Source organism: Vibrio sp. 2033 (assembly GCF_033339735.1).
Map to the genome: position 1 here is coordinate 75,907 of NZ_JAWOVC010000005.1, position 23,074 is coordinate 98,980.

The 23,074-nt window shown below is 44.7% G+C and carries 25 protein-coding genes; 13 read left to right on the top strand and 12 right to left on the bottom strand.

The genetic code is table 11. The annotated features are described in order from the left end of the window. Positions 1–5 precede the first annotated feature (5 nt). The 4 genes from folC to purF all read left to right on the top strand — a co-directional run bounded on the left by folC (position 6) and on the right by purF (position 3,980). The gene (gene folC, locus R7P74_RS09240; protein WP_005380586.1) at positions 6–1,268 is read left to right on the top strand and encodes a bifunctional tetrahydrofolate synthase/dihydrofolate synthase; all 1,263 of its coding nucleotides are present in this window, start codon (positions 6–8) and stop codon (positions 1,266–1,268) included. A 14-nt stretch (positions 1,269–1,282) separates the two neighbouring features. Then, entirely contained in the window at positions 1,283–1,876 is a 594-nt protein-coding gene (locus R7P74_RS09245; RefSeq protein WP_042522511.1) for an SPOR domain-containing protein, read from the top strand. 61 nt (positions 1,877–1,937) lie between these two features. Beyond that, positions 1,938–2,429, top strand: a complete 492-nt coding sequence (locus tag R7P74_RS09250) for a CvpA family protein (RefSeq protein ID WP_005380590.1) — start codon at positions 1,938–1,940, stop codon at positions 2,427–2,429. Between the two features lie 36 nt (positions 2,430–2,465). Beyond that, a complete protein-coding gene (purF, locus tag R7P74_RS09255) occupies positions 2,466–3,980 on the top strand; it encodes an amidophosphoribosyltransferase (protein WP_005380592.1) in 1,515 nt (504 codons plus the stop codon). Between the two features lie 66 nt (positions 3,981–4,046). Here the strand turns inward: purF and R7P74_RS09260 are convergent, their stop codons facing one another. Continuing rightward, positions 4,047–4,922, bottom strand: a complete 876-nt coding sequence (locus R7P74_RS09260; RefSeq protein WP_005384959.1) for a LysR family transcriptional regulator — start codon at positions 4,920–4,922, stop codon at positions 4,047–4,049. A 289-nt stretch (positions 4,923–5,211) separates the two neighbouring features. Between R7P74_RS09260 and R7P74_RS09265 the strand changes: the two genes are divergently transcribed. The 7 genes from R7P74_RS09265 to recR all read left to right on the top strand — a co-directional run bounded on the left by R7P74_RS09265 (position 5,212) and on the right by recR (position 10,958). Further along, positions 5,212–6,318 (top strand): response regulator, encoded by a 1,107-nt coding sequence (locus R7P74_RS09265; RefSeq protein WP_005380606.1) that lies wholly within the window; start codon positions 5,212–5,214, stop codon positions 6,316–6,318. 223 nt (positions 6,319–6,541) lie between these two features. After that, entirely contained in the window at positions 6,542–6,673 is a 132-nt protein-coding gene (locus R7P74_RS09270) for a hypothetical protein (protein ID WP_005380608.1), read from the top strand. Continuing rightward, positions 6,654–7,094 (top strand): YbaN family protein, encoded by a 441-nt coding sequence (locus R7P74_RS09275; RefSeq protein ID WP_044129468.1) that lies wholly within the window; start codon positions 6,654–6,656, stop codon positions 7,092–7,094. The genes R7P74_RS09270 and R7P74_RS09275 overlap by 20 nt, the downstream gene beginning before the upstream one ends. 162 nt (positions 7,095–7,256) lie before the next feature. After that, complete coding sequence (gene apt, locus R7P74_RS09280) at positions 7,257–7,802, top strand: adenine phosphoribosyltransferase (protein WP_005380615.1); 546 nt, start codon at positions 7,257–7,259, stop codon at positions 7,800–7,802. An 8-nt stretch (positions 7,803–7,810) separates the two neighbouring features. Next, entirely contained in the window at positions 7,811–9,916 is a 2,106-nt protein-coding gene (dnaX, locus tag R7P74_RS09285; RefSeq protein WP_213987472.1) for a DNA polymerase III subunit gamma/tau, read from the top strand. Positions 9,917–9,998: 82 nt separating this feature from the next. Then, positions 9,999–10,328 carry a YbaB/EbfC family nucleoid-associated protein gene (locus R7P74_RS09290; protein ID WP_005380618.1) on the top strand — a complete coding sequence of 110 codons (330 nt, stop codon included), beginning with the start codon at positions 9,999–10,001 and terminating at the stop codon, positions 10,326–10,328. 30 nt (positions 10,329–10,358) lie between these two features. Continuing rightward, entirely contained in the window at positions 10,359–10,958 is a 600-nt protein-coding gene (gene recR / locus R7P74_RS09295; protein ID WP_005380619.1) for a recombination mediator RecR, read from the top strand. Between the two features lie 51 nt (positions 10,959–11,009). Here recR and aqpZ read toward each other — a convergent pair whose 3' ends face one another. From aqpZ to R7P74_RS09310, 3 genes are all read right to left on the bottom strand, one after another. Further along, a complete protein-coding gene (gene aqpZ / locus R7P74_RS09300; RefSeq protein WP_238855503.1) occupies positions 11,010–11,708 on the bottom strand; it encodes an aquaporin Z in 699 nt (232 codons plus the stop codon). 230 nt (positions 11,709–11,938) lie between these two features. Then, complete coding sequence (locus R7P74_RS09305; RefSeq protein ID WP_017820793.1) at positions 11,939–12,187, bottom strand: YkgJ family cysteine cluster protein; 249 nt, start codon at positions 12,185–12,187, stop codon at positions 11,939–11,941. Between the two features lie 138 nt (positions 12,188–12,325). Next, positions 12,326–12,574, bottom strand: coding sequence for a GlsB/YeaQ/YmgE family stress response membrane protein (locus tag R7P74_RS09310; protein ID WP_005380625.1), 249 nt, complete (start codon positions 12,572–12,574; stop codon positions 12,326–12,328). Between the two features lie 188 nt (positions 12,575–12,762). Between R7P74_RS09310 and R7P74_RS09315 the strand changes: the two genes are divergently transcribed. Then, complete coding sequence (locus R7P74_RS09315; protein WP_005384948.1) at positions 12,763–13,203, top strand: YcgN family cysteine cluster protein; 441 nt, start codon at positions 12,763–12,765, stop codon at positions 13,201–13,203. 191 nt (positions 13,204–13,394) lie between these two features. Beyond that, entirely contained in the window at positions 13,395–15,074 is a 1,680-nt protein-coding gene (locus tag R7P74_RS09320; protein WP_005380681.1) for a mechanosensitive ion channel family protein, read from the top strand. 69 nt (positions 15,075–15,143) lie between these two features. Here the strand turns inward: R7P74_RS09320 and R7P74_RS09325 are convergent, their stop codons facing one another. The 8 genes from R7P74_RS09325 to R7P74_RS09360 all read right to left on the bottom strand — a co-directional run bounded on the left by R7P74_RS09325 (position 15,144) and on the right by R7P74_RS09360 (position 23,011). Then, positions 15,144–15,428 carry a putative quinol monooxygenase gene (locus R7P74_RS09325; protein ID WP_005384942.1) on the bottom strand — a complete coding sequence of 95 codons (285 nt, stop codon included), beginning with the start codon at positions 15,426–15,428 and terminating at the stop codon, positions 15,144–15,146. A gap of 17 nt (positions 15,429–15,445) precedes the next feature. Continuing rightward, positions 15,446–15,841 carry a VOC family protein gene (locus R7P74_RS09330; RefSeq protein WP_005380685.1) on the bottom strand — a complete coding sequence of 132 codons (396 nt, stop codon included), beginning with the start codon at positions 15,839–15,841 and terminating at the stop codon, positions 15,446–15,448. A gap of 140 nt (positions 15,842–15,981) precedes the next feature. Next, entirely contained in the window at positions 15,982–16,281 is a 300-nt protein-coding gene (locus R7P74_RS09335; protein ID WP_005384938.1) for a ribbon-helix-helix domain-containing protein, read from the bottom strand. 136 nt (positions 16,282–16,417) lie between these two features. Further along, positions 16,418–17,995, bottom strand: a complete 1,578-nt coding sequence (locus R7P74_RS09340) for an alkaline phosphatase (protein WP_005380687.1) — start codon at positions 17,993–17,995, stop codon at positions 16,418–16,420. A gap of 398 nt (positions 17,996–18,393) precedes the next feature. Further along, positions 18,394–18,753: a hypothetical protein gene (locus tag R7P74_RS09345; protein WP_005380688.1), complete on the bottom strand. Its 360-nt coding sequence runs from the start codon at positions 18,751–18,753 to the stop codon at positions 18,394–18,396. 251 nt (positions 18,754–19,004) lie between these two features. Next, complete coding sequence (locus tag R7P74_RS09350) at positions 19,005–19,952, bottom strand: ChaN family lipoprotein (RefSeq protein ID WP_213871948.1); 948 nt, start codon at positions 19,950–19,952, stop codon at positions 19,005–19,007. A 98-nt stretch (positions 19,953–20,050) separates the two neighbouring features. Next, positions 20,051–20,878 carry a 23S rRNA (guanine(745)-N(1))-methyltransferase gene (gene rlmA / locus R7P74_RS09355; protein WP_005380691.1) on the bottom strand — a complete coding sequence of 276 codons (828 nt, stop codon included), beginning with the start codon at positions 20,876–20,878 and terminating at the stop codon, positions 20,051–20,053. A 96-nt stretch (positions 20,879–20,974) separates the two neighbouring features. Beyond that, positions 20,975–23,011 (bottom strand): methyl-accepting chemotaxis protein, encoded by a 2,037-nt coding sequence (locus tag R7P74_RS09360; RefSeq protein ID WP_225473380.1) that lies wholly within the window; start codon positions 23,009–23,011, stop codon positions 20,975–20,977. Between the last annotated feature and the right edge of the window lie 63 nt (positions 23,012–23,074).

The following is a 23,074-nucleotide window of genomic DNA, read 5'->3' on the forward strand; positions in this document are numbered from 1 at the left end:
GTTAGATGACCCAAAACCCAATTCCTCAAGCCACATCTTCATTAGAGATGTGGCTTGATTATTTAGCAAATATTCATTCCTCAGCAATTGATCTAGGCTTAGACCGTGTCCAAGCGGTAGCAAACAAAGCCAATCTTACCAAACCAGCTCCAACCGTAATCACCGTTGCCGGAACCAATGGCAAAGGCTCAACGTGTGCGTTAATGGAAGCCATTTTACTTGATGCTGGCTATTCAGTCGGTGTTTATAGTTCTCCGCACCTGATTCGTTACAACGAGCGTGTACGCATTAATGGCGTTGACGTTGTAGATGCCAAGCACTGTGAAGCATTCGATTATGTAGAAAAGCAGCGTGGTGATGTTAGCCTTAGCCTCTTTGAATTCGGTACGCTTGCTGCGCTACGTATTTTCCAAGTAGAGAAAGTTGACGTTGTCTTACTTGAAGTAGGACTTGGCGGCCGTCTAGACGCCACTAATGTTGTTGACCATGATGTTTCTGTTATTACGAGCTTAGCGATCGATCATGTGGATTGGCTTGGTGATGACATCAATGTTATTGGTTTTGAAAAAGCGGGCATTTACCGTTCAGGGAAGCCAGCAATTTGTGGTCAACCGACGCCACCAGCGACCGTGGCGGCTCATGCTGACGATATTGGTTCTGAGTTCTTCCAAGTAGGTATTCAGTACGATTACCAACTAACTGATAATGGTTGGAAATGGAGCAGTGGGGCATTTGAGTTAGAGGATTTACCAATCCCATCGCTACCATTACAAAATGCAGCCACTGCACTGATGGCACTAGGGGCTTCGGAATTGCAAATCACTGACATAAATATTGTCAATGGCTTGAATAATGCGCGTTTGGCGGGGCGTATGCAAGTACTGCATCACGAACCTGAAATAGTCCTTGATGTCGCTCATAACCCGCACTCTGCTGAGTATTTGGTAGAAAGAGTGAAGCAACAATATCTGGGTAAGAATATCCATATTGTGGTTGCAATGCTGCATGACAAGGACATTAAAGCAACCATTGAAGCGCTAACTCCAGTTGCAACACAATGGTATCCAGCGTCGCTTACTGGACCGAGAGCGGCGACCGCTGATGAATTGTGCCAATACTTACCTGATGGGCAAGTTCATTTTGAAAACCCTGTTGACGCCTTCGAGAGTGCGAGAAGCCACGCAAAGGCAGGAGACGTTATTCTGGTGGTTGGCTCATTCCATACCGTCGGAGAGGTATTGGAACATTGGCAATCAAATAATAAATAAGTAAAGGTATTTTGATGGCAAGTAAATTCCAAAGTCGTTTAGTCGGCACCATCATTCTAGTCGCAGTCGGAGTCATTGTTCTTCCCGATGTGCTAGATGGTAAGAAACTGCACTACAAAGAAGAATTTGCCAGTATTCCTATCAAACCAGAACTTGATAGTGATGTGGAAAACTTCGAAATATTAGAGCCAGTGGAAGACGACATTACGTTACCGGATTCTCCGGTTGAAGCTGTAGTGCAAGAAAGTGAGGATGCTCAAGTAGCCGTTTCTGAGCCCGAGCCAGCGCCAACATCTAAACCTGAGGTCATCAAACAACCAGAGCAAGTTGAGGTCGTCACTCGTCCTGTTCAAGAGAAAAATCAATATGAAGATTCAGCTTGGATCATTCAGTTGATGGCACTTAAGAATCACGAAAATGCTGTCGCGCTTGTCGCGGATTTGCAAAAGCGTGGTTATCAAGCTCACACAAAGAAAGAAAACGAGTTTACGAGAGTGATTGTTGGCCCTGATGTGTCAAAAAGTAAACTTGAACGACAAGTTCAAGAATTACAAAAAATTACAGGTTCAAAAGGTCAATTGCTTAAATTTAAGCCATTAAATCCATAAGAAAACGTTTGCGTCAGCATTTTTTCTGTTAAAATGCGCGCCAACTTAAGATGAAGAAAAGATGAATTGGATAGATTTTATCATTTTAGGTGTGATCGGATTTTCAGCTCTGATCAGTTTAGTTCGCGGTTTTGCTAAAGAAGCTTTGTCTTTGGTGATTTGGTTCGGAGCGTTTTTTATCTCCAGTAATTACTATGCCAAATTGGCGGTGTACTTCACCAACATCGAAGATGATATGTTTCGTAACGGAGCGGCGATTGCGGCGTTATTTGTCGCAACCTTGGTAGTTGGTGCAGTGGTGAATTACGTCATTGGTCAACTGGTACAAAAAACAGGGCTATCAGGTACGGACCGAATTCTCGGGATTGTATTTGGTGGTCTACGCGGAGTCTTAATTGTTTCTGCGGTGCTGTTTTTTATGGATGCGTTTACTGCATTCCCAAGCTCGGATTGGTGGAAAGATTCACAGTTGATCCCTGAGTTCAGCCGTATCATCGCCCCATTCTTCGAGCATTTACAAGCAACATCAAGTTTTCTGTCTGGCACTATCTAGTAGTGCCAGCTACTGTCGCAAATCGAGGATTAGGACATGTGTGGTATTGTTGGAATCGTGGGCACAACGCCTGTAAACCAGTCTATTTATGACGCGTTAACGGTGTTACAGCATCGTGGCCAAGATGCCGCTGGTATTTGTACCATAGAAAGCAATCGTTTTCGTCTGCGTAAGGCGAACGGTTTAGTCAAGGATGTATTTGAAGCAAGACACATGCAGCGCCTGCAAGGCGAGGTCGGAATTGGTCATGTTCGTTACCCTACAGCAGGCAGTTCAAGTGCTTCAGAAGCTCAACCTTTCTACGTAAACTCTCCTTTCGGTATTACACTTGCCCACAACGGTAACTTGACCAACGCTAACGAAGTTCGTCAGAAGCTGTTTGAAAAAGATCGCCGTCATATCAATACCACTTCAGACTCTGAAGTATTACTAAATGTACTGGCGCACGAAATTGACTCAGTAAAAGGAAATGTCACGACCGAAGACGTATTCCGCGCAGTCACCAATGTTCATCGCACAATTCGCGGTGCTTATGCTGTGACCGCCATGATCATTGGTCATGGTATGATTGCATTTCGTGACCCACACGGTATTCGCCCGCTGTGTTTAGGTAAGCGTGAAGTTAACGGCAGAGCAGAGTACATGGTTGCGTCTGAATCGGTGGCATTGGATGCGGTCGGTTTTGATTTCGTCCGTGATGTTGCACCTGGTGAAGCGATTTACGCAACGTTTGACGGTGAGCTTTACACGAAGCAGTGTGCAGACAATCCTAAGCTGAACCCTTGTATTTTCGAGTTCGTGTACTTTGCTCGTCCAGATTCGTTCATCGATAAAATTTCGGTATACAGCGCTCGCGTTGAAATGGGTAAAAAGCTGGGCGAACGTATTCGTGAAGATTACGCAAACCTTGATATCGATGTTGTCATTCCTATCCCTGAAACGTCTTGCGACATTGCACTGCAAATCGCTCAAGCGATCGATATCCCTTATCGCCAGGGTTTCGTGAAAAACCGTTATGTTGGACGTACGTTTATCATGCCTGGCCAGCAACAACGTAAGAAATCAGTACGTCGCAAGTTGAATGCTATTCGTTCGGAATTCAAAGGTAAGAATGTGTTGCTGGTGGATGACTCTATTGTTCGAGGTACAACGTCAGAGCAGATTATTGAGATGGCTCGTGATTCTGGTGCCAAGAAAGTGTACATGGTCTCAGCGGCTCCTGAAGTTCGTTTCCCGAACGTATACGGCATTGATATGCCAAGTGCTACAGAGCTTATTGCCCATGGCCGTGACAACGATACAATTTGTAAGCAGATTGGTGCCGATGCGCTTATTTATCAACGTCTAGAAGATTTGGTAGAGGCGGTAGGTCTTGGAAACCAAGACATTACTCAGTTCGATACTTCCGTGTTTAACGGCGAATACGTAACGGGTGATATCGACCAACAATACCTAGATTTCTTAGATGGTCTTCGTAATGATGATGCGAAAACACAACTTGAAATCCAACAGGATTTAGCAAACCTAGAGCTTCATAACGAAGGCGCATAGGATGCGCTTTCTTAAGTCGTAAAAAAACCAGAGCTTCGGCTCTGGTTTTTTGTTTTCGCTATCTAGTTAGTGAATGTTATAAGCGATCACAAAGTCAATAAAGAGGCGAACTTTCTCTGGCAGGTGGTCTTTGTGGTTGTAAAGCATATAAATGTCGCGCGGGTTTGCACTCCAATCTGGCAGTACGCGTACCAAATCGCCGCTCTCGATGTACTCTTTGATCATGACATCTGGCATTAGTGTGATGCCTAAACCTTCGGAACAAGCGCTGCGCACCACATTGAGCGCGTTTGCTTGAAAACGACCACGATCAACATTCACCACAGACTCGCCTTTGCTATTAATCAAGGTCCACTTAATAAGTGGGTACCCTTTTAGCAATGAATGGTTAGATAGCTCTTCTGCATGGTGTGGCGCAGGATTCGAGGTTAGATAGTCAGGGCTTGCAACGAGAATATCCTTCACTTCGCCAATCTTACGCGCGATGAGGCTAGAGTCGCGTTGCGGTCCCACTCGAAAAATTACATCCCATTCAGTAGGGTCAAGCTTGTCCGCATTATTCTCTGTCGTTAGCTCAATGTTGATGTCCGGGTACTGCTTCATAAAGCTGTTGAACATCGGCATCATCATTCGTTTAGTTAAGTTGTAAGGCGCGGATATCTTAATCTTGCCGGATGCTCCTCGGCAGTCGTCAGTGATTTCCTCTGCTGCGGTTGTTAGCCTTTGTAGTAAAGGAGAGCACTCATGGTAAAAACGTTCCCCTGCTTCAGTGAGCGAGAGTTTGCGAGCATGACGGTTCAATAGTCGAAGATTGACAGAGTCTTCTAGCGCTTGAATGCGTCGGGTGATGGTCGCAACCGGGATCATGGTTTTTCGCGAAGTTGCGGTGTAGCTCCCATTTTCGACAACCAGTCGAAACAGGTTTAAGTCATCTAATTTCATATTTCCAGACACATTAAATTACCGATTACGGTTAATTTATAATTAACTTTGTGATCAAAGCTTGCTTTAAGTCAACATGTTGCATCATTTGAACACAGCAACCCTGTTTGAGTAAATACTGTTATACGCCGTAATATTTGTATTAATGCAGTTTCCGAGCTAAGTTTTATAACAAGGCGAAGCGGCCTCAGGTCTTGCTGTGACACGTTTTGCTGGAAGTAAACACAACAAAAATAATGACTTAATAATAAATCTGTTTTTTTGACTGAGCTTTGTGAGGGATAAAGGTATGTTTAAGACTCACAGTCAAACGGCAATGGTCTCGGCACAGGAAGTGATTAATCAAAAACTAATAATGTTGGTGGACGATGATCCAATATTTCGTAAAGTAACCAATGCCTATTTAGAAAGTCAGGGTTTTAAAGTAGTAGAAGCAGAAAACGGCCTAGAAGCGCTTCAACAACTCAGGGAATGCCAACCCGATCTTATCTTATGTGATTTATCGATGCCGGTCTTAGATGGTATCGAGTTCGTCGAAGAAGTTAGTCTCGAATATCCATATATGCCGCTTATCGTGGTATCAGGCACGGATGAAATGTCCGATGTCGCGAAAGCGTTGCGATTTGGTATTAAAGATTTTCTTCCTAAACCGATAGGTAATTATGAGCACCTATCTCAGGCGATAGAGAATACGCTAGAAGATACCGATAGCCACTTCTCAGAACAACGTGACTTTTCAAGTCAGTGGTTCAGGGTTGATGATGGTGGTGAAATCCCGGATGAACAAGAGCTGTATTGGCATCTGGAATATTTGCAACAGAATCCGAGTGCGGCAAGAGATTTACTGCAAGCTCTATTGCCAGAGAAGGATGCTGCTCAGGGAGATTGGCGCTGCTCGTACCGTTTATTGCAATCGACGGATGTGATGCCCTTGGTTTTCGATTATCGTTGGTTAATGAATGGTCAATTTGCGTTTTATCTCGTTGATTCTGCTTCCCAAGCTAATGATGGAGTTGCGACGACATTGCTCGTTAGGGCATTGTTTGACGATTATCTCCGTAACTTGAAAAGTTTCAGTGCTGATCTCAAGGACATGGTAGGGATCATTGAAAAAGGAATTGAGTGTTCGGAGTGTGCGGGTGCAGTCAATGCTGTGTTTGGTGTCGCCGACCTCGCTTCATCCTCGGTCTCTATATTGCCTGCGGGTTTAGATAGCCATTGGTCTGACGGAAATACGAATCAACACATCGCAGCAGGTAACCGTTTAGGGGGAGGAAGTATGAAAAACTTCATCACCCGCGATTTACCGCTTAGTGTTGCAGGACAGTTGTCTATCGGGTGTTTAGGTTCTTCAAGTTTTAGTTTAAGTATTACCCGGAAATCCCGACTAGTATAATTATGACTTGCAAACCAATAAGCAGCGTCCTTACGCTGCTTATTATCTTTTTAGAACCACCAAAACAACATACGTTTAGTTCAATAACCTTACTTTTTACTGGTGTTTAGATTTGGCTGTTTAATGTATAGTCAGCGCTTAAAACAATAATGACCCATTTGTGCAACGATAATTTAACGCTGTGCCTTGGGAGAAGCAAAGTCAACTAGTGAGAAGACACATCATGGCAGACAAAGATTTTAAAGAGCCTTATAATATTTTTTACTTTTTAGGTTTTATTGCAGTTCTTTTGATCCCAACACTTCCTGCAACGCTAACCTGGCTTCGTGTAATGAATGGTTACGCAGGCTTTTAATCCTAGCTATTTTGTACCGGAGTTCACCATTCGTATTAAGCGTTACTTTTTCAATACTGTTGGTGGACTCTGTATTGTGCTCGGCATAGCCGGCATAGCCCTTCCACTTTTACCCACCACACCTTTTATTTTGCTTGCTAGCGCATGTTTTATGCGTGGTAGCCCCGCATTTCATCAATGGTTACATAACCACAAAACGTTTGGACCCATTCTCGACAATTGGCATAAGCATCGGGCTGTTACTTCAAAAGTAAAAAAGCGTGGTGCGATTTTTATTGCGCTTAGTTTCATGGTTTCAATCGTTGTTGTCCCCCTCGTTTGGGTAAAAATTGGTCTTTTAGTGATGCTAATCGTTTTACTCAGCTGGTTTATGCGTCTGCCTGTGATTGAGTTGGTTGCTGACCGAGAAGAAAATCACTAAGATTGTAGAGAATAGTGTGCCCGCTCTTCGAGTGGGCGTTTGTATTTTCAGCGCCTGTGACTTTTACGAAAATAAGCACATAGTGGTGAAAACCTATTGTTCGTTGCCCTCGTGATACTGCGATTAGAGAGGGCGATGAGCCAATCTAAGTAAATCGGTATTATGACTACAGAAACAATTTCACTGATCAAATCTAGCATCAAAAGCATCCAAGACTACCCAAAGCCAGGCATTCTATTTCGTGATGTGACGAGCCTTCTTGAAGACGCGAAAGCATACCAAGCAACGATCAACTTACTTGTTGAACGTTACAAAGATATGGGCTTTACCAAGGTTGTGGGTACGGAAGCTCGTGGCTTTCTATTTGGCGCGCCTTTAGCGCTTGAGCTAGGTGTTGGTTTTGTACCAGTGCGTAAACCAGGCAAGCTACCACGCCCTACTGTTGCTCAATCTTATGAGCTTGAATACGGCGTTGATACACTAGAAATCCATACAGATGCCATCGTTGAAGGCGACAAAGTACTGGTTGTCGACGATTTATTGGCAACGGGCGGTACTATTGAAGCGACGACTAAGCTGATTCGCCAACTGGGTGGTGAAGTTGAGCACGCTGCGTTCGTTATCAACCTACCAGAAATCGGTGGCGATAAACGTTTAGAAGCACTAGGTCTAAACGTGTACAGCATCTGCGATTTTGAAGGACATTAATACATTCAATGAGTTATTTAGCTTTAGCGCGAAAATGGCGTCCTAATCAGTTTGACCAAGTTGTCGGACAAAAACATGTCCTGACGGCGTTGGAAAACGCACTGGCGCAAAACCGTTTACACCATGCTTATCTGTTCAGCGGGACTCGTGGTGTGGGTAAAACGAGTATCGGTAGGCTGTTTGCCAAAGGCTTGAACTGCGAAACCGGCATTACCGCGACACCTTGTGGTAAGTGTGATACTTGTCGTGAAATTGATGAAGGTCGCTTTGTCGATCTTCTTGAAATCGACGCAGCATCACGTACTAAAGTTGAAGACACTCGTGAACTGTTAGACAACGTTCAATACAAACCTGCTCGTGGACGTTTTAAAGTGTACCTCATCGATGAGGTGCACATGCTATCGCGTCACTCTTTCAATGCGTTGTTGAAAACCCTGGAAGAGCCGCCAGAGTATGTGAAGTTCTTACTCGCGACAACCGATCCACAAAAGCTGCCTGTTACTATATTGTCGCGTTGTCTACAGTTCCATCTCAAACCGATCAGCGTTGATGATATTCATCAGCAACTTGACTACATTTTGGGTCAAGAGCAAGTATCGGCAGAACCAAAAGCACTGGGTATGATTTCACATGCTGCAGATGGCAGTATGCGTGATGCTCTCAGCTTGACCGATCAAGCAATTGCTTTAGGTAACGGTGCGGTGCAAACCGATATTGTCAGCCACATGTTGGGGACGATTGATACCGACCAAGCGATTCACTTACTAGAGTCAATCAGCAGCAAGCAACCTCAACCAGCCATGGATAAAATCCAGCAATTAGCAGCAAATGGTGTTGAGTGGGATGGTTTGTTGCAGCAAGTCGCAACACAGCTTCATCGAATTGCGATGTATCAAGCGCTGCCAGCGTCGCTAGACCGAGCGCAGCCAGATGCAGAAAAAATCGAGTTGTTGAGTAAAGCTCTAAGCCCGCAAGACGTTCAGCTTTACTATCAAATTGCATTGAAAGGTCGTGAAGATTTGACCCTCTCGCCAAATGGGCGAGTCGGTCTGGAAATGATTGTGCTGCGTATGATGGCGTTCCGCCCATCAAGTAACAGTGGGGCAAATGTTGTTTCCAGTAACTGCGAATCAGCTTCAGCCCCAGTTCAAAGTGCCAGTCAATCAAAGACTGTACCAGCTCAGACAGTAGCAGCTCCTCGAGCTCAGCAGCCGAGTCCAGCACAAAGCTCACCACAAGTGGCGCCTCAACCTTCATCCAATTCACAACCTGAATATCACGCGAGTGGATATGAGAGGGTTCCGCCACAGTATGATATGGCGCCGCCGATGAGCGAAAACCCTGCACCGCAGCATGAAACGCCACCTCAACAAGTGCAAGAGAGCGTTTCAACACCGGCGCGCGGTGGTCTAAGCGGTTTACGTCACCAATTACGTTCTCAGCGTCAAGGCCTACAACAGAACACTCCTCAAAATGGTGGCTCAAAAAAGCCTAAAGCGGCATCTGCACAACCAGAATCGGTTATCGACCGAGTAGCGCAATTGCATGGCAATTCCGCGCAGGTGTCGCCAAACTCAGCTCCGAAGTCGACGGAGCCACAAGTTGAGGAAGCGTATCGCTGGCGTCCAAGCAAGCCTGTTGAGACAAAAGTAAATACAAAACTGACACCTACGCAGCTCAAGCAGGCACTTGAGCATGAGAAAACGCCTGAAATGGCACAAAAGCTCATCGATGAGTCATTAGAACATAATGAATGGGCGAAGCTAATCAGCTTAATGGAGATCCCTAAGCTGGTAGAGCAACTTGCGCTAAACTCTCATTATAGTAAGGAAGGAACAACCGTTTCGTTACTATTGAGAAGCAGCCAAGCTCATTTGAATACTGATAGAGCTCAAGCCGAATTGCTCAAAGCACTTAATACCGTGTTAGGTGAAGAGTGCCACATGAGCATCGAAATAGGGGAGAGTGGAGAAACACCACTTGAACTGAGAGATAGGCTCTACCAAGAGAAATTACAGCAAGCGCTGAACAGTTTAGAAAACGATCCAAATGTTCAATTTATTGAACGTCGTTTTGCTGCAGAGCTTGATAAAGATAGTGTGCGCCCTATCTAATAATCGAATGGAATGGGGTTGAAAACCCAAAGGTATAACCCCATTAATTGATGCAACACCTCATTAAACCAGAGAGATAAACATGTTTGGTAAAGGCGGTATGGGCAACCTAATGAAGCAAGCCCAGCAAATGCAAGATCGCATGCAAAAGCTTCAAGAAGAAATCGCGAATATGGAAGTAACTGGCGAGTCTGGTGCTGGCCTAGTTAAAGTTACTATCACTGGTAGTCACAGCGTACGTCGTGTTGACATCGATGAAAGTTTGATGGAAGACGACAAAGAAATGCTTGAAGATCTGATCGCTGCGGCGTTCAACGATGCAGCCCGTCGTGTTGAAGAAACTCAAAAAGAAAAAATGGCTTCTGTAACTGGCGGTATGCAACTACCACCAGGCATGAAAATGCCATTCTAATCTGCTGATATTTAATTAAGCGGACTTTTAATGCGTACCAGTCATATGCTGGAGCAATTGATGGAGGCCTTACGTTGTCTACCTGGGGTTGGCCCCAAGTCAGCGCAGCGTATGGCCTTTCATTTGTTACAGCGCGATAGAAAAGGCGGTTTGCAGCTTGCAGATGCGCTTAGTCAGGCAATGACAGAAATAGGTCATTGTACTGAGTGTCGAACCTTCACCGAAGAAGAAGTCTGTCACATTTGTACCAACCCAAAACGCCAAGAAAATGGTCAAATTTGTGTGGTAGAAAGCCCGGCAGACATCGCAGCCGTTGAAGCAACAGGCCAATATTCTGGTCGGTACTTTGTTCTTATGGGGCATTTGTCGCCATTAGATGGTATTGGTCCAAGTGATATTGGATTAGATGTCCTTGATTACCGCTTACGTCGCGGTGATATTACCGAAGTGATTTTGGCGACAAACCCAACAGTTGAAGGTGAAGCCACTGCCCATTACATCGCAGAGCTATGTAAAGAGCACCAAGTTGATGCCAGCCGCATCGCGCATGGTGTGCCTGTCGGTGGGGAGCTAGAGCTTGTTGATGGCACGACGTTGTCACATTCGCTATTAGGTCGACACAGAATTTAATAAAAAGCCGCTGAACTCAGCGGCTTTTTTGATCTTGGGAGTTGGGAACGATTAATCGTTCGATTCTTCACCAAGAAGGTTTTTGTAGATAACCGCACCAAGCACGCCACCCACAATAGGCGCAACCCAGAACAGCCATAGCTGAGAAACCGCCCAGTCACCCACATATACTGCGACTGCCGTGCTACGAGCAGGGTTTACTGACGTATTGGTGACAGGAATGCTGATCAGGTGAATGAGAGTCAAACACAGGCCAATTGCGATAGGTGCAAAGCCTTGTGGCGCACGTTTGTCTGTTGCACCCATAATGACAATCAGGAACATCATCGTCATGACAGCTTCAGTCACAAGTGCAGCGATCATCGAGTATTGGCCTGGAGAGTGTTCCCCATAACCATTGGCGGCAAAGCCAGAACCCACAACATCGAATCCTGCTTGTCCAGATGCAATAACGTAAAGCACGCCACCTGCGATAAGCCCGCCGATCACCTGTGAGATGATGTAGGGAGCAACGTCTTTTGTCTCAAAACGACCGCCAGTCCAAAGGCCAACTGTCACTGCAGGGTTCAAGTGACAACCTGAAATATGACCGATAGCAAATGCCATCGTCAGAACGGTTAAACCGAATGCCAAAGAAACGCCCAACAGACCAATACCCACTTCAGGGAAACTCGCAGCCAACACCGCGCTACCACAGCCGCCTAACACTAGCCAGAACGTGCCAAAAGCCTCAGCCAAATACTTATTCATGTTCTTTCCTGATCTTTAATTAAATGACCCGCTGAACATAGTCGAGAATTGTCAATAAATTGTGAGGGAGATCGCGCAAAAACCGCAAATGGAACGCTATGTGGCAAGAGTTCTCAAGGGTGAGATAAAAGGCTGAGGGGGGGGAGTGCTAAATCTTGAGTTTGCTTTGATTACTGCCTCGGAGAGAAACAACCGAGGTACTAACTTTAAACGTGTGGTCTAGAGTCGCATTACGTCAATTGTTCTAATTCAGTGATGTTGTCGAGTGCTTCTTGATTGGTGTTGCCGCATACAATCGGACACGGTTTAAAATCGTGACAGACTTTAGGGCGTTCAGGCTTACCAAATAGCTTGCACAAATTGTCGTCGTTGAGTTGCACACAACGAACACCTGCAGGTTTGCCCTTGGGCATTCCAGGTATTGGTGAAGAGATACTTGGCGCAATACAGCACGCTCCACATCCTAATCGACAATCCATAATGTAAACCTCTTAAAAAATTAAGGGGGCAATTATGGTCATTTTGACGTGGATTGGAAGAGTGAATAAAGAAAAAAACAAAAGGGCGCGCTTAACATTACGCTCCCTTTTTGGTTTTTTGCTTTTAAATCATCGTGATTATTTTAAGAAACGGTTATAAACAAACAACAGAATAAATGCGCCTAGTGTTGCGGTAATGATACTACCAATGTTGACGCCAGTTGCTCCGCCGAAACCGAGAATGCCGCCAAGGAAGCCACCTACAAATGCCCCTGCAATACCAAGTAACATTGTTGCAATCCAACCGCCCCCATCTTTTCCTGGCATGAGCCATTTAGCAAGTGCGCCGGCGATTAAGCCCAAAATAATCCAAGAAATAATACCCATGAAAACTCCTTAATGCCTTCTTGATCAATTGAGTAATGGAAACTTGTTTAAGGATAGAACAGTAAAACGAAAGTAGTTGAATATCTCCACCGTTATGTGGGAAGGATGCAAGATCTTCTCAAAACTTGAACTTTTGCGTTGAGAAGAGTATAAATCGCCCCCTAAATTCCCTTGGTGAGACCTGAAGTATGAGCACTCCATTTTGGCAAAGTAAATCGTTAGAGCAGATGACAGAAGAGGAATGGGAATCTCTCTGTGATGGTTGTGGCAAATGTTGTTTGCATAAGCTGATGGATGAAGATACCGATGAAATCTACTATACCAATGTGGCTTGTAGCTGGCTGAACAGTAAAACGTGTTCATGTAAGGATTACCCAAACCGTTTCACTTCGGGTGAAGAGTGCACCAAGCTGACCCGAGAAGACATCGACGATTTTACTTGGCTGCCACACACGTGCGCTTACCGTCTGTTGGCTGAAAAGCAGCCTTTACCAGAATGGCATCCGTTGATTACAGGCTCTAAGTCCGCAATGCATGCGGCTGGGGAAAGTGTCCGTAACAAAGTTGTTTACGAGATTGATGTGGTGGATTGGGAAGACCATATTTTAAATCATCCCAACCGTCCTTAGTCGAATAAAAACAAGCCTTTCATTGATTAAATGAAAGGCTTGTTTGCTATTGGGGCTCCCAACTTTGACGTCTCGCTAACGAAATGCTGCTCAGTTTATTATTTAGTGTTGTAAACTTAGGAGTATGATTTCAACGCTTTACACTTCTATTCCTGATTGTTTTGATCAGGATTGTTCCCTATGAGGTAAACATGACGTTTCATTTCCCCCAGAAACTGCGCCTGACATCTTGGGTGACATTATTCGCACTTGCCGTCATTATGTTCTCCCCAATGGCTGTTCATGCGACTGCTACTGACGATATCCAAGAGCCTTCTGCTGCCGAAATCTCGATTGACAACTTGAACCGAGAGATTGTGGATTTATCCCAAAGCCTCTCGCAAGCGAGTGGCGACGAGCGTGACGCCCTTCAACTGCAACTATTCCAAAAGAATGAAGAATTAAGAAGCCAGTTAGCGTCAGCGATTGAACGTGAAACTATCTCTCGCGACAAGCTGATCTTGCTAGTTAAAAAACAAGAACAATACTCTGAGGACGCGACGAACTATCTATCGGAAAAAATAAAGAAAGTCGTCGAGGATTTAAATAAGGCTAAGGATGAAGAGAAGCTTGCTCTTGTTAACGATTATCGAGAGCTACAGCGTTATCTTGATGTTAGCTTCGATTCGAGCTGGCAAAATCTCGCTTGGTTGAAGGAGCTAGGGGCCCAAAACGAGCGCGCAGAAGCGGAACTAAAAGATAAAATTGATAAACGTATGCGCTTACTGTCTGCTTCAATTGAGTACTTGAGTCAGCAAAGTGAGATCATTGGCTCCCAACTTTCGTCTAGCCCAGAGTCGGAAAAAGCGTCGTTGCAACTTAGTCAGCTCATTACTAAACAAAGGCTAAATATTGCGACAGAAAGCTTACGCAACCTGATTTCAATTGGTGATAAAGTCGGTTTAGAAACGTCTGAATACAAACGCCAAATTTTTGAAGTGACGGGTAATATCACCCATGATTTACTGAATACCAAAGTTGTGTGGTCAATACTGAGTCACTGGTCCAACTCGGCACTGGATTGGTTTGCCGAGAATGCACCGCAGCATATCTTCCAGTTGTTTGTTTTTGCGCTGATTTTATTGATCGCTCGCGGACTGGCTAAGTTAACTCGCAAAGTCGTCCGTAAAGCAGTTGCATCGAAAAACTTAAAACTTTCCCACTTGATGCAGGACTTCTTTATCTCGATGTCCGGCAAATTCGTGTGGGTGATCGGTATCATGGTGGGCTTATCTCAGCTTGGTTTGAACCTAGCGCCAATCCTAACCGGTTTCGGTATTGCTGGTGTGATTATTGGTTTCGCGTTGCAAGACACGTTATCCAACTTCGCGGCGGGTATGATGCTGCTTATTTATCGCCCATTTGATGTTGGTGATTTTGTGTATGCTGGCGGTGTGGATGGCAAGGTAAGCCATATGAGTTTGGTGAACACCACAATCCGTACGTTTGATAACCAAATTATTATTGTGCCTAACAGCAAAATCTGGGGAGATGTTATTAAGAACGTCACGCATGAACGCATTCGCCGCGTGGATATGGTGTTTGGCATTGGCTATGCGGATGACCTCTTAAAAGCGGAGTCAGTATTGTCTGATATCATTACCTCTCACCCTTCGGTACTTCGCACTCCAGAGCCAATGATCAAAGTTCATACATTAAATACGTCTTCTGTAGATTTTATTGTGCGTCCTTGGGTAAAAACGGATGATTACTGGGATGTATACTGGGATGTGACAAAAGAGGTGAAACTACGCTTCGACCGAGAAGGTATTTCGATTCCTTTCCCACAACAAGATGTGCATTTGCATATGGTGGAGAAGCAAGACGCTTAATCACAGGTCCCAACTAGTGAAAGGCACTCTAGATAGAGTGCCTTTTTTGATCTTCGGTTAGCGCTATAGTTACAGTTCGTTAAAGAACACCAGTTTAGGCTCGCATTCTAACAAGTTGTCGATCTGGCTAATCAAAAGAGCAAAGTGTTCTGTTTTACCATGAAGCTCAAATGCTTGTTGGTTTTTAAATTGCTCCTGAAAAACGAAGTGGCATGTATTGTCTTTATCTTGGAACAATTGATAACGAACGCAACCTTCTTCATTGCGAGTAGGTTCAAGCGCTCGGGTAAGTACCTCTTTCAACTCTTGTTCTTTTCCCGGTTGTGCATGAAAGGTAGCCGTCAAGTGAATCATAATGTTTACTCTTTTTGTTATAGGTAACGCCCTTGGCGTTGCAGGAACTCAATTTTGTAACCATCAGGGTCGGTTACAAAAAAGAACGTTGCTAAATGCTTTTGTTGATGGTCAAAGGCTTTGATGTCACCAGTTTCAATGCCGAGAGATTTAATGCGTTTGTGGGCTTGTTCAATGTCCTCCACGCTGACGGCAAGGTGGCCGTAACCTGAGCCGTGAGTGTAGGGCTCACTTTGGTCGTGATTGTGCGTCAGTTCCAATTCAAAGCCAGTTTCTTGGTTGGCTAGATAGGTTAGAGAAAAGCCATCAAAGATGTATTGATCAGCGACTTCTAGTTCAAGTACGTCACAGTAAAATTGTAGAGAGCGGTCCAGATCACTTACTCGGATCATGGTGTGAATCATTTTTGTCATAGGTACTCCTTGATAGTCCGCACAGGTTAGCGATTTCAAAAGGAGTCTGGGTAGTACTCTAGTACGACAAATTAGAAGATGCTCAAGGGTTTATAATACGGATGCATAGCCTAGGATGGTTATTGCTCGGTTGGTTGCTATTAACTGTTAAGTTGCGCAAGTGCTTGACGAGTGGTCTCTTGAGGTTGGCGGGCGTAAGTGAGGCAAGCGCATCGAAGTAAGGAGGCAAAGTTGTTCACTTCACCATTGTATTCGAGTGCTTCTTGATAAACAGTGCTTATGAATTTAGGAACCGTCATGTTTTGAGCACTAGCGATTTCCTCAAGAATTGTCCAAAAGCTCGCTTCAAGTTTTACACTGGTCGCGTGACCATCAATACGGATAGAGCGGGTGATGAACTGATAGTTGTCTTGGGGTTGCTTAGCAAAGATTTCGCACATTTTCTTTATTCATATAATTAAAGACCCATAATTATTGTGATGTACGATTTAAAACGTCAACTGTTTTCATGCATAAAAAAACGCTCCCTTGCGAGAGCGTTGAAACATCACGAGTTGTGAAGTAAGTGCAAGTTGATTATTTAATTTGTTGCTTCAAGTACTCGCCTAGTTGCGAGTGGTGCATGATTTTTGATACCGGAAGGATAGTTTCTGCAGGTCCCCAAGCAAATACGTTGACAGGAGTATGCGTATGAGTACCCGTCCCCCATACTGTGTTTTGCTTTGTTGCATGCTCACGCGCTAGCAAGTTGCCACGGTCGTTGTAAGGAAAGAAAGCATCAAAGTCATTGATTGTCGGTACGTTCTCTTCGCTTAAGTATTTGTGTCCAGCGAGTCGGTATGGATTTGGTTTACTTGCTAATACGCGTTCTGCTTGCTCAGGCGTAATCGAAAAATCGCTATTTGCGTTCACGACTTCCGCAAACTTCTCTGGAGTTTGCTCTTTCTTATCAAGCGCTTGGAATTCACTGATCATGCCGTAGTAACTTTTCTTTTGGTTGTATAAACCATCGAGGATCTCGAACTGACCAAAGTTGAAGTTTGGCGCGTAATCCTGATTTTTGAATGCTTCGCCGTCGCGTTTTTGTGGTTTAGGCAAGTTTGCTGATGAGTAGCTAAAGCCAAAAGAGCCGGTTTCGTGGTCAGCAGTAACAATGATCAGGGTGTCATCACGGCCTTTTGCCCACTCATAAACTGAGTTTACCGCTTCATCGAATTTAAGCATTTCATGCAGCATCGTACCTGCATCGTTACTGTGGCCAGCCCAGTCAATTTGGCCGCCTTCAACCATCAAGAAAAAACCGTCTTTGTCTTTTGAAAGAATGTCGATTGCTTTGGTGGTCATTTCTTTCAGCGATGGCTGCGTGCGTTTTGGATCGTTTTTGCTTTGACTGTAGGCAATACCATCGTTCATGCCCGAGTAAGCAAAAAGTCCAAGTAATTTGTCACCTTTAGCTTGTGTGAGCATATCGCGGCTGAAAGCTAAGCTATAGCCTTGGTCTTGCGCTTCGGCAAGCAAGTTGCGTTCGTCTTTGCGTTTCGATTTTAGGTAGACATTACCTTGAGTGAGCTTTTCAAGTTGCTCGTATGTCTCTCCCTTGTCGTTTGTCGACTTTGGAATCCAATGACGAAGTCCACCAGACATCATCACGTCTACGCCTGTTTCGAGCATATCCGCCGCAATATTGTTTTCTAGGGAGCGATGTGGTTGATGAGCGGCAAATGCTGCTGGCGTTGCGTGGGTCATACGCGTATCAGAGACGAGCCCTGTCGCTTTACCTTTACTTTTGGCTTTTTCCAAAATAGTTTCGACATGGTTGCCTTGGCTATCAATGCCAATGACTTCAGAAGCGGTAGGGATTCCTGTCGCTAGCATCGTAGCTGAGCACGCAGAGTCGACGACAATTGCGTCTTCTGGATTGGTCAGTGATGATCCAATCACACCTTCTTGAGCGAGTTTGTATAACGCTGTGCTTTCGCCTTTGTAAACCGAGTTAGGTGCGTGTTTTGCGTAGGTCTCGAGTAAACCAACTTGTTGAGGACCCATGCCGTCGCCGATCATCAAAATGACGTTTTTGATTTCAGCTGAGAGTGCGTTGAAAGAGAGGGTAGATGCAGCCACTGCCGTAACGATTGGAGATACTAAGCGCTTCATTATATTTTCCTTGTTTATTGAAAGCGCAGGCATTAAAGCAATGATTTATGAAGGTTTTGTGTCGGTAATAAAAGTTTAACCAAATTGTCGTTTTTGTTTGGTTTTGCAGAAAAAATGAGTCGCTCTCTAACGTTCGTTAGTTTGGAAAGAAGAAAGCCCACAAACGTGGGCTTGGATTACGCTTAGGAGTTGAAAGCATGGACTAAAGTTATCCATTCAGTGCCTTCACAAGAAACCTAGTTTAGGGAGCAATAAACGAGCATGTATTATCGGGCCACAAGAGCGGTCGAATTCACTTACGTTTGCATCATATCGTTCTTTGGCTTATTAAATTATGGGCTGCAGTAAGTGTTTGGTTCAAATAGGATTTGTTGTCGTGACGATTATCAGACTGGTTATCAGACTAATGCCAGTATGATGCCACCAACGGTAAGTGCCGCAGAAAGGTATTGACCCGCAGAATATGAGCCATCCTCTTCTTTCTCGATTTTATCGGGGTGATCCATGCCAAGCGCACCATGCGTGAAAGATTCGACCTTTTCACCAACAGATTTATCTTCTGCTTCTATTTTCTTGCTGTCGTGCTCGATTTGTTGCAGAGCGGCAAGTAGCGCTTTGCCTTCGGTCGAAAGCGTCACCTTATTGTGTTCGACTTTCAGCGGCGAAGCACTAGTTTCTTCTTGTGCAATACTTGCTTGTTTAGAGGCGACAGATTGTTTGGCATAGCTATTAACAGAAGTGCTTCCTACTGGATTCATCGAATACTCCTTGGAACATCGACACTCGGTCACTGAGTGCGGGTAAAAAGCAGTTATATTTTTATCGGCGGCAAAGTTTATTTCTGAAGCTATTTGGATAAAAACAGGTCTGCTTTTGCCGCTTCTAGTTTCTATTGGTGATCATTAGCAAAAAATAGACCAGCAGGAAGCAGACCCTTGTCACTCGATGAACTCGGAGCGGTGTGATGATGCAACGCAACGACAAGGTAGTAACTTAAATTGAAGACCAGCTACTTACATTGAAGATCGTTATTGCGTTTAGTTAGATGTTGATATGCCGCCATGCGGTGAGCATCTTGTACATACCGTACTGGTGGTGCGAGAACCTCTAACTGATAGTCAGTATTATCGGAAAGCACGTTATCTGTTGGGCTAATTACAACCACTTTTAAGCTCGGGTTGCGGCTTAAGATTGATGCTGCCGTACCCAACCCTTGCTCGGTGTGAAACTTGCCTGCAACATGGACAACCTGAGCGCCTGGGTTGTCGTCTAGGTAGCTAACGATAGATTCCGCCATAGTTTCATCCCAAGTAACTTGAGCTGCAAACTGTTTTTCCGTCTGCTCTGGCTTACCGTGATGCATGGATGCCATGAACTTTTCTTTGTACGGACTACTACCAGTGTTGATGGCTTGTGCAATGAACATCCGCTGATCATCATCGAGCTTGTTAATGTAATCTAGCCCTTGTCGACCAATGCATCGAACAATGCTCTTTGGTGCATTTGCTGCAATGACCGGGAGATTTTTCTGCTTAGCAAACTCCACGAGAGGGCGATAGTCGCTTTCATAATTGGGCCAAGCGTTGGCTTGTTTCATTAAGTACTGTTCGCCGATCTCCCCACGTAGGTAAGCGTCAACAACAGGTTGTTTGTCGCGGGTAAATTGTTCCATAGATAACGCGAGTGAGCGGTCGTAGGACGTAAGTTGTTTGAGCATATCGGTTTGAAAGCGATGAACGCCGGCGTGTGTGTGCCATTCACCAATAAGAATGACATCTGCTTGTTGCAGCTCAATTGGCAGTTTGCTTAGAGCGATATGCTCGCCAGAAGGGGTGTATAGTTGGTAGTCGTAAAAACTAGTGACTTCCGCTGAGGTTGCGTGAGAGTTGGTGTGCGTATATGAAGAGCAACCAGTAAGTAAGCCTGCAAAGAGCAAGCTCAAAGTAGAAAAGCGCATTGAAAAGCCTCCAAAAATGTCCGGATGATATTAATGGAGGCTGAGCAATGAATCAATATAAATGATAACTATTTGCGTTTGTTGTTTTTTTTGACTTATTAATTGAGTGTTTTTTTGCGATATACACGCAACATAAAATCAGCCTCACATTGGAAAAGTGTAGCGGATTTCAACTCTTCACGAAGAGCATCGGTTGCTTTCCATGCGAATGGCGTCATTTGCAATAAATCGATTGCGGCTCCGTTTTTCAAGTCCATAACATAGTTAAGATGCTGCTGGTGCTCTAATTCAAACCCTTCAATATGTTCTGGTTCTTCATTGTGAAGACGAACTTCTTGATAAATGCGCTCACGCAGTTGGTATAAGTGGCGGCTAGCAGGAGTAACCGTGACAACAACGCCGTCGTTTTTTACAACGCGCTGCAGCTCCTCAGCTTTACACGGGGCATAAATGCGCAAAATGGCATCTAAGGATTCATTTGCGAAGGGAAGTCGGTGACTAGAAGCCACACTAAAGTTGCAGTGCGTGTAACGCTTCGCCGCGTAACGAATGGCAACTTTGGAAATGTCTAAGCCATAAATCGTGGCATGGTTCGCTTGTGTTTCTATCGTCTTTTGTACTTGATCTGTGTAGTAACCTTCACCACAACCAATATCTAATAATTGATGGGTGCTCCCCTCAGTGTATGTTGCACACAGCTGCGCCACTTCTTGGCGCATTGGGTTGTAGTAATCTCCTTCGAGGAATCGACGACGAGCTTGCATCATCTCTTTGTTGTCACCAGGATCTTTAGAACGTTTGTGGTGCGCTGGCATCAAGTTAACGTAGCCTTCTTTTGCTAAGTCAAACTGATGATTGTTTTCGCACTTAAACGTTTTTTCATTTAACGCTAGAGCTTGGTGGCATAGAGGGCATTGATAGTTCATGACGATCTCGAACAGAAAGTAGGGCGGCAAATTCTATCAAAAAGCATGGTCTCAAGTGAAACAAAAAGAGCCGACTGGGTCGGCTCTTATTAAGTATTAGTGGAAGAAGTCGACTTGCTCTTTCAAGTTTCGTGCTTGTTGTTGAAGTTCAATGGCACTTTGCGAGGTTTTTGCGCTCGTGTTGCGGCTTTCTCGGTTAAGTTCACTGATAGAATGGGCATTTGCTGCAATTTCTTGTGAAACTTGAGCTTGTTCTTCTGAAGTCGCTGCAATGGCGTCGGCTTGAGAGGCTATCGACTGCACTTGTACTGCGATGGCTTCTAATGCTGTGCCCGCGTCTTGTGCTTTGTCCAAGACCTGGTTTGCACTGCGTTGGCTGTCTGTCATCATATTAACTGCATTATGAGTCGACCCTTTTAGTTTCTCGATAATTTCCACGACATCCTGAACTGAGCTTTGGGTTCGGTGCGCAAGTGTGCGCACTTCATCTGCTACAACTGCGAAGCCACGACCTTGTTCACCTGCTCGTGCTGCTTCAATGGCGGCATTCAAGGCAAGTAAATTGGTTTGCTCAGCAATTTCATCAATCATTTTCGTGACGGTTTGAATACTCTCGCTATCGCGATTTACTTGCTCGATAGCCGTTGCTGATTGATCCAATTGATCGTTAAGTTGAGCAACGTCGATACATACGCCTTCAACAATCGCGAGACCAGACTGGCTATCGGTATTTGCTGAGCGTACGTTTTCCGCAATGCTTTCGACTTGTTGTGCGACAGATTGAGCGGAAGAGGCCATTTCTTCAATCGCTGTCACAACTTGCTCGACTTCTTGTTGTTGTCGGTCGGCTTGGGTCAAATTGCTATGTGCATCGTTGGCAACGCTGGTGGAGTTGCTCTCCACTAAGTCGCTTGTTGAACGGATCTTACCAACAAGTTCATTGAGCTGACTTGCCATACTGGCGACACCCGAGCTCAGGTTCGTAATTTCATTCTTTGATGCTTTACGAGACGCTGGGATGCTCAAGCTGACTTCGCCGCCAGCTAAGCGAGTCATGTATGAGTTTAGAGTCGTGAGAGGTTGTAAGCTGCGATTCAAGAAAAGCGTCAGTACAACAAAAGTAATGATTGCCGCTACCGAAGAAATGATGGCAATGAGTGTGAGAAGCGTGTCGCTACCTTTTGTTACTTCTTTGATAAACGTACCACCTAGCAGTTTCCAGTTCCAACCTGGAACCTCTGTGTAGACAAGATACTTTTCGCCTACGTTACCTTGGTACTCGAAAGGGTAGCGAATTAATCCACTAGATTGTTCGAAAATCTGGCCAAAAGGCTTGTGACCATTGTAGTCGGCGACTTCTAGTATTGACGAATCTGAGCCGCTTTTTGCCGGATGAAGTAGGTATTTACCAAGATTGTTGTCGTCGTTATCAACGATAATGGTGTAACCAGTGTCGCCCCATTTTATCTCTTCGAGTGCATCGAATAAGGTTTGTGTCGCTTGGTCTACTGGTAAGCCAATAAACGATAGGCCTACTACCTTTCCTGTCGCATCTTTGATTGGGGCATAGTAGGTAATGTAGCGCTCGCCATACAATTTAATTTGAGCGTAATACGGTTGTCCTGCTTTAAGTTGCTGATAACCAGGATGGTTGATGCCTAGCGTGGTTCCGATCGCTCGTTGACCTTGTGGATCTTTTAGGGAGGTGGACACCCGAATAAAGTCGTCACCCAACGGTGCGAATAGCGTTGCTATAGCGCCGGTATCACGTGTGAAACTGTCGACCAACTTGGTGTCATTAATTAAGCTTTCACTGTATTGAGTGATGTTTGGTACTTCATGTCCCATGAAGTCAACCGTGTAATTTTCGACATAGACACCGGCAAGGTAGCCATTGCGAAAAGTAGATTCGAGGACTTTAGCGGTGTGCAGGTAAGCATCGAATTGGCCAGCAATGGTTTTTGCCATTGATTCTACTTTAGATTGGTGTTCTTTCAGTGTGCTTTCCAATAGAACATCGGAAGCGTTGCGGTAAACAAGCGCTGCAATACTGCTGAAAGCAATGAATAGACACAAAGTAATCACCAGTTTCAACTGGAATCCGACACTTTGATTTCGGTATCTCTCTAACATAGACTAATTCCTGATATTTTTATTATTTATGAGTTTTGTATCGGTATGCTATCGGTTTATATG

What these genes read in the sequence shown, in the direction of transcription:
- R7P74_RS09305 (WP_017820793.1), bottom strand. Translation starts at nt 12,187, where the DNA reads ATGGATTGTCGATTAGGATGTGGAGCGTGCTGTATTGCGCCAAGTATC.
- R7P74_RS09245 (WP_042522511.1), top strand. Translation starts at nt 1,283, where the DNA reads ATGGCAAGTAAATTCCAAAGTCGTTTAGTCGGCACCATCATTCTAGTC.
- R7P74_RS09345 (WP_005380688.1), bottom strand. Translation starts at nt 18,753, where the DNA reads ATGAATCCAGTAGGAAGCACTTCTGTTAATAGCTATGCCAAACAATCT.
- R7P74_RS09270 (WP_005380608.1), top strand. Translation starts at nt 6,542, where the DNA reads ATGGCAGACAAAGATTTTAAAGAGCCTTATAATATTTTTTACTTTTTA.
- R7P74_RS09340 (WP_005380687.1), bottom strand. Translation starts at nt 17,995, where the DNA reads ATGAAGCGCTTAGTATCTCCAATCGTTACGGCAGTGGCTGCATCTACC.
- R7P74_RS09325 (WP_005384942.1), bottom strand. Translation starts at nt 15,428, where the DNA reads ATGATTCACTTGACGGCTACCTTTCATGCACAACCGGGAAAAGAACAA.
- R7P74_RS09275 (WP_044129468.1), top strand. Translation starts at nt 6,654, where the DNA reads ATGGTTACGCAGGCTTTTAATCCTAGCTATTTTGTACCGGAGTTCACC.
- dnaX (WP_213987472.1), top strand. Translation starts at nt 7,811, where the DNA reads ATGAGTTATTTAGCTTTAGCGCGAAAATGGCGTCCTAATCAGTTTGAC.
- R7P74_RS09350 (WP_213871948.1), bottom strand. Translation starts at nt 19,952, where the DNA reads ATGCGCTTTTCTACTTTGAGCTTGCTCTTTGCAGGCTTACTTACTGGT.
- R7P74_RS09320 (WP_005380681.1), top strand. Translation starts at nt 13,395, where the DNA reads ATGACGTTTCATTTCCCCCAGAAACTGCGCCTGACATCTTGGGTGACA.
- folC (WP_005380586.1), top strand. Translation starts at nt 6, where the DNA reads ATGACCCAAAACCCAATTCCTCAAGCCACATCTTCATTAGAGATGTGG.
- R7P74_RS09330 (WP_005380685.1), bottom strand. Translation starts at nt 15,841, where the DNA reads ATGACAAAAATGATTCACACCATGATCCGAGTAAGTGATCTGGACCGC.
- R7P74_RS09335 (WP_005384938.1), bottom strand. Translation starts at nt 16,281, where the DNA reads ATGTGCGAAATCTTTGCTAAGCAACCCCAAGACAACTATCAGTTCATC.
- purF (WP_005380592.1), top strand. Translation starts at nt 2,466, where the DNA reads ATGTGTGGTATTGTTGGAATCGTGGGCACAACGCCTGTAAACCAGTCT.
- R7P74_RS09260 (WP_005384959.1), bottom strand. Translation starts at nt 4,922, where the DNA reads ATGAAATTAGATGACTTAAACCTGTTTCGACTGGTTGTCGAAAATGGG.
- R7P74_RS09360 (WP_225473380.1), bottom strand. Translation starts at nt 23,011, where the DNA reads ATGTTAGAGAGATACCGAAATCAAAGTGTCGGATTCCAGTTGAAACTG.
- rlmA (WP_005380691.1), bottom strand. Translation starts at nt 20,878, where the DNA reads ATGAACTATCAATGCCCTCTATGCCACCAAGCTCTAGCGTTAAATGAA.
- aqpZ (WP_238855503.1), bottom strand. Translation starts at nt 11,708, where the DNA reads ATGAATAAGTATTTGGCTGAGGCTTTTGGCACGTTCTGGCTAGTGTTA.
- apt (WP_005380615.1), top strand. Translation starts at nt 7,257, where the DNA reads ATGACTACAGAAACAATTTCACTGATCAAATCTAGCATCAAAAGCATC.
- recR (WP_005380619.1), top strand. Translation starts at nt 10,359, where the DNA reads ATGCGTACCAGTCATATGCTGGAGCAATTGATGGAGGCCTTACGTTGT.
- R7P74_RS09250 (WP_005380590.1), top strand. Translation starts at nt 1,938, where the DNA reads ATGAATTGGATAGATTTTATCATTTTAGGTGTGATCGGATTTTCAGCT.
- R7P74_RS09315 (WP_005384948.1), top strand. Translation starts at nt 12,763, where the DNA reads ATGAGCACTCCATTTTGGCAAAGTAAATCGTTAGAGCAGATGACAGAA.
- R7P74_RS09310 (WP_005380625.1), bottom strand. Translation starts at nt 12,574, where the DNA reads ATGGGTATTATTTCTTGGATTATTTTGGGCTTAATCGCCGGCGCACTT.
- R7P74_RS09265 (WP_005380606.1), top strand. Translation starts at nt 5,212, where the DNA reads ATGTTTAAGACTCACAGTCAAACGGCAATGGTCTCGGCACAGGAAGTG.
- R7P74_RS09290 (WP_005380618.1), top strand. Translation starts at nt 9,999, where the DNA reads ATGTTTGGTAAAGGCGGTATGGGCAACCTAATGAAGCAAGCCCAGCAA.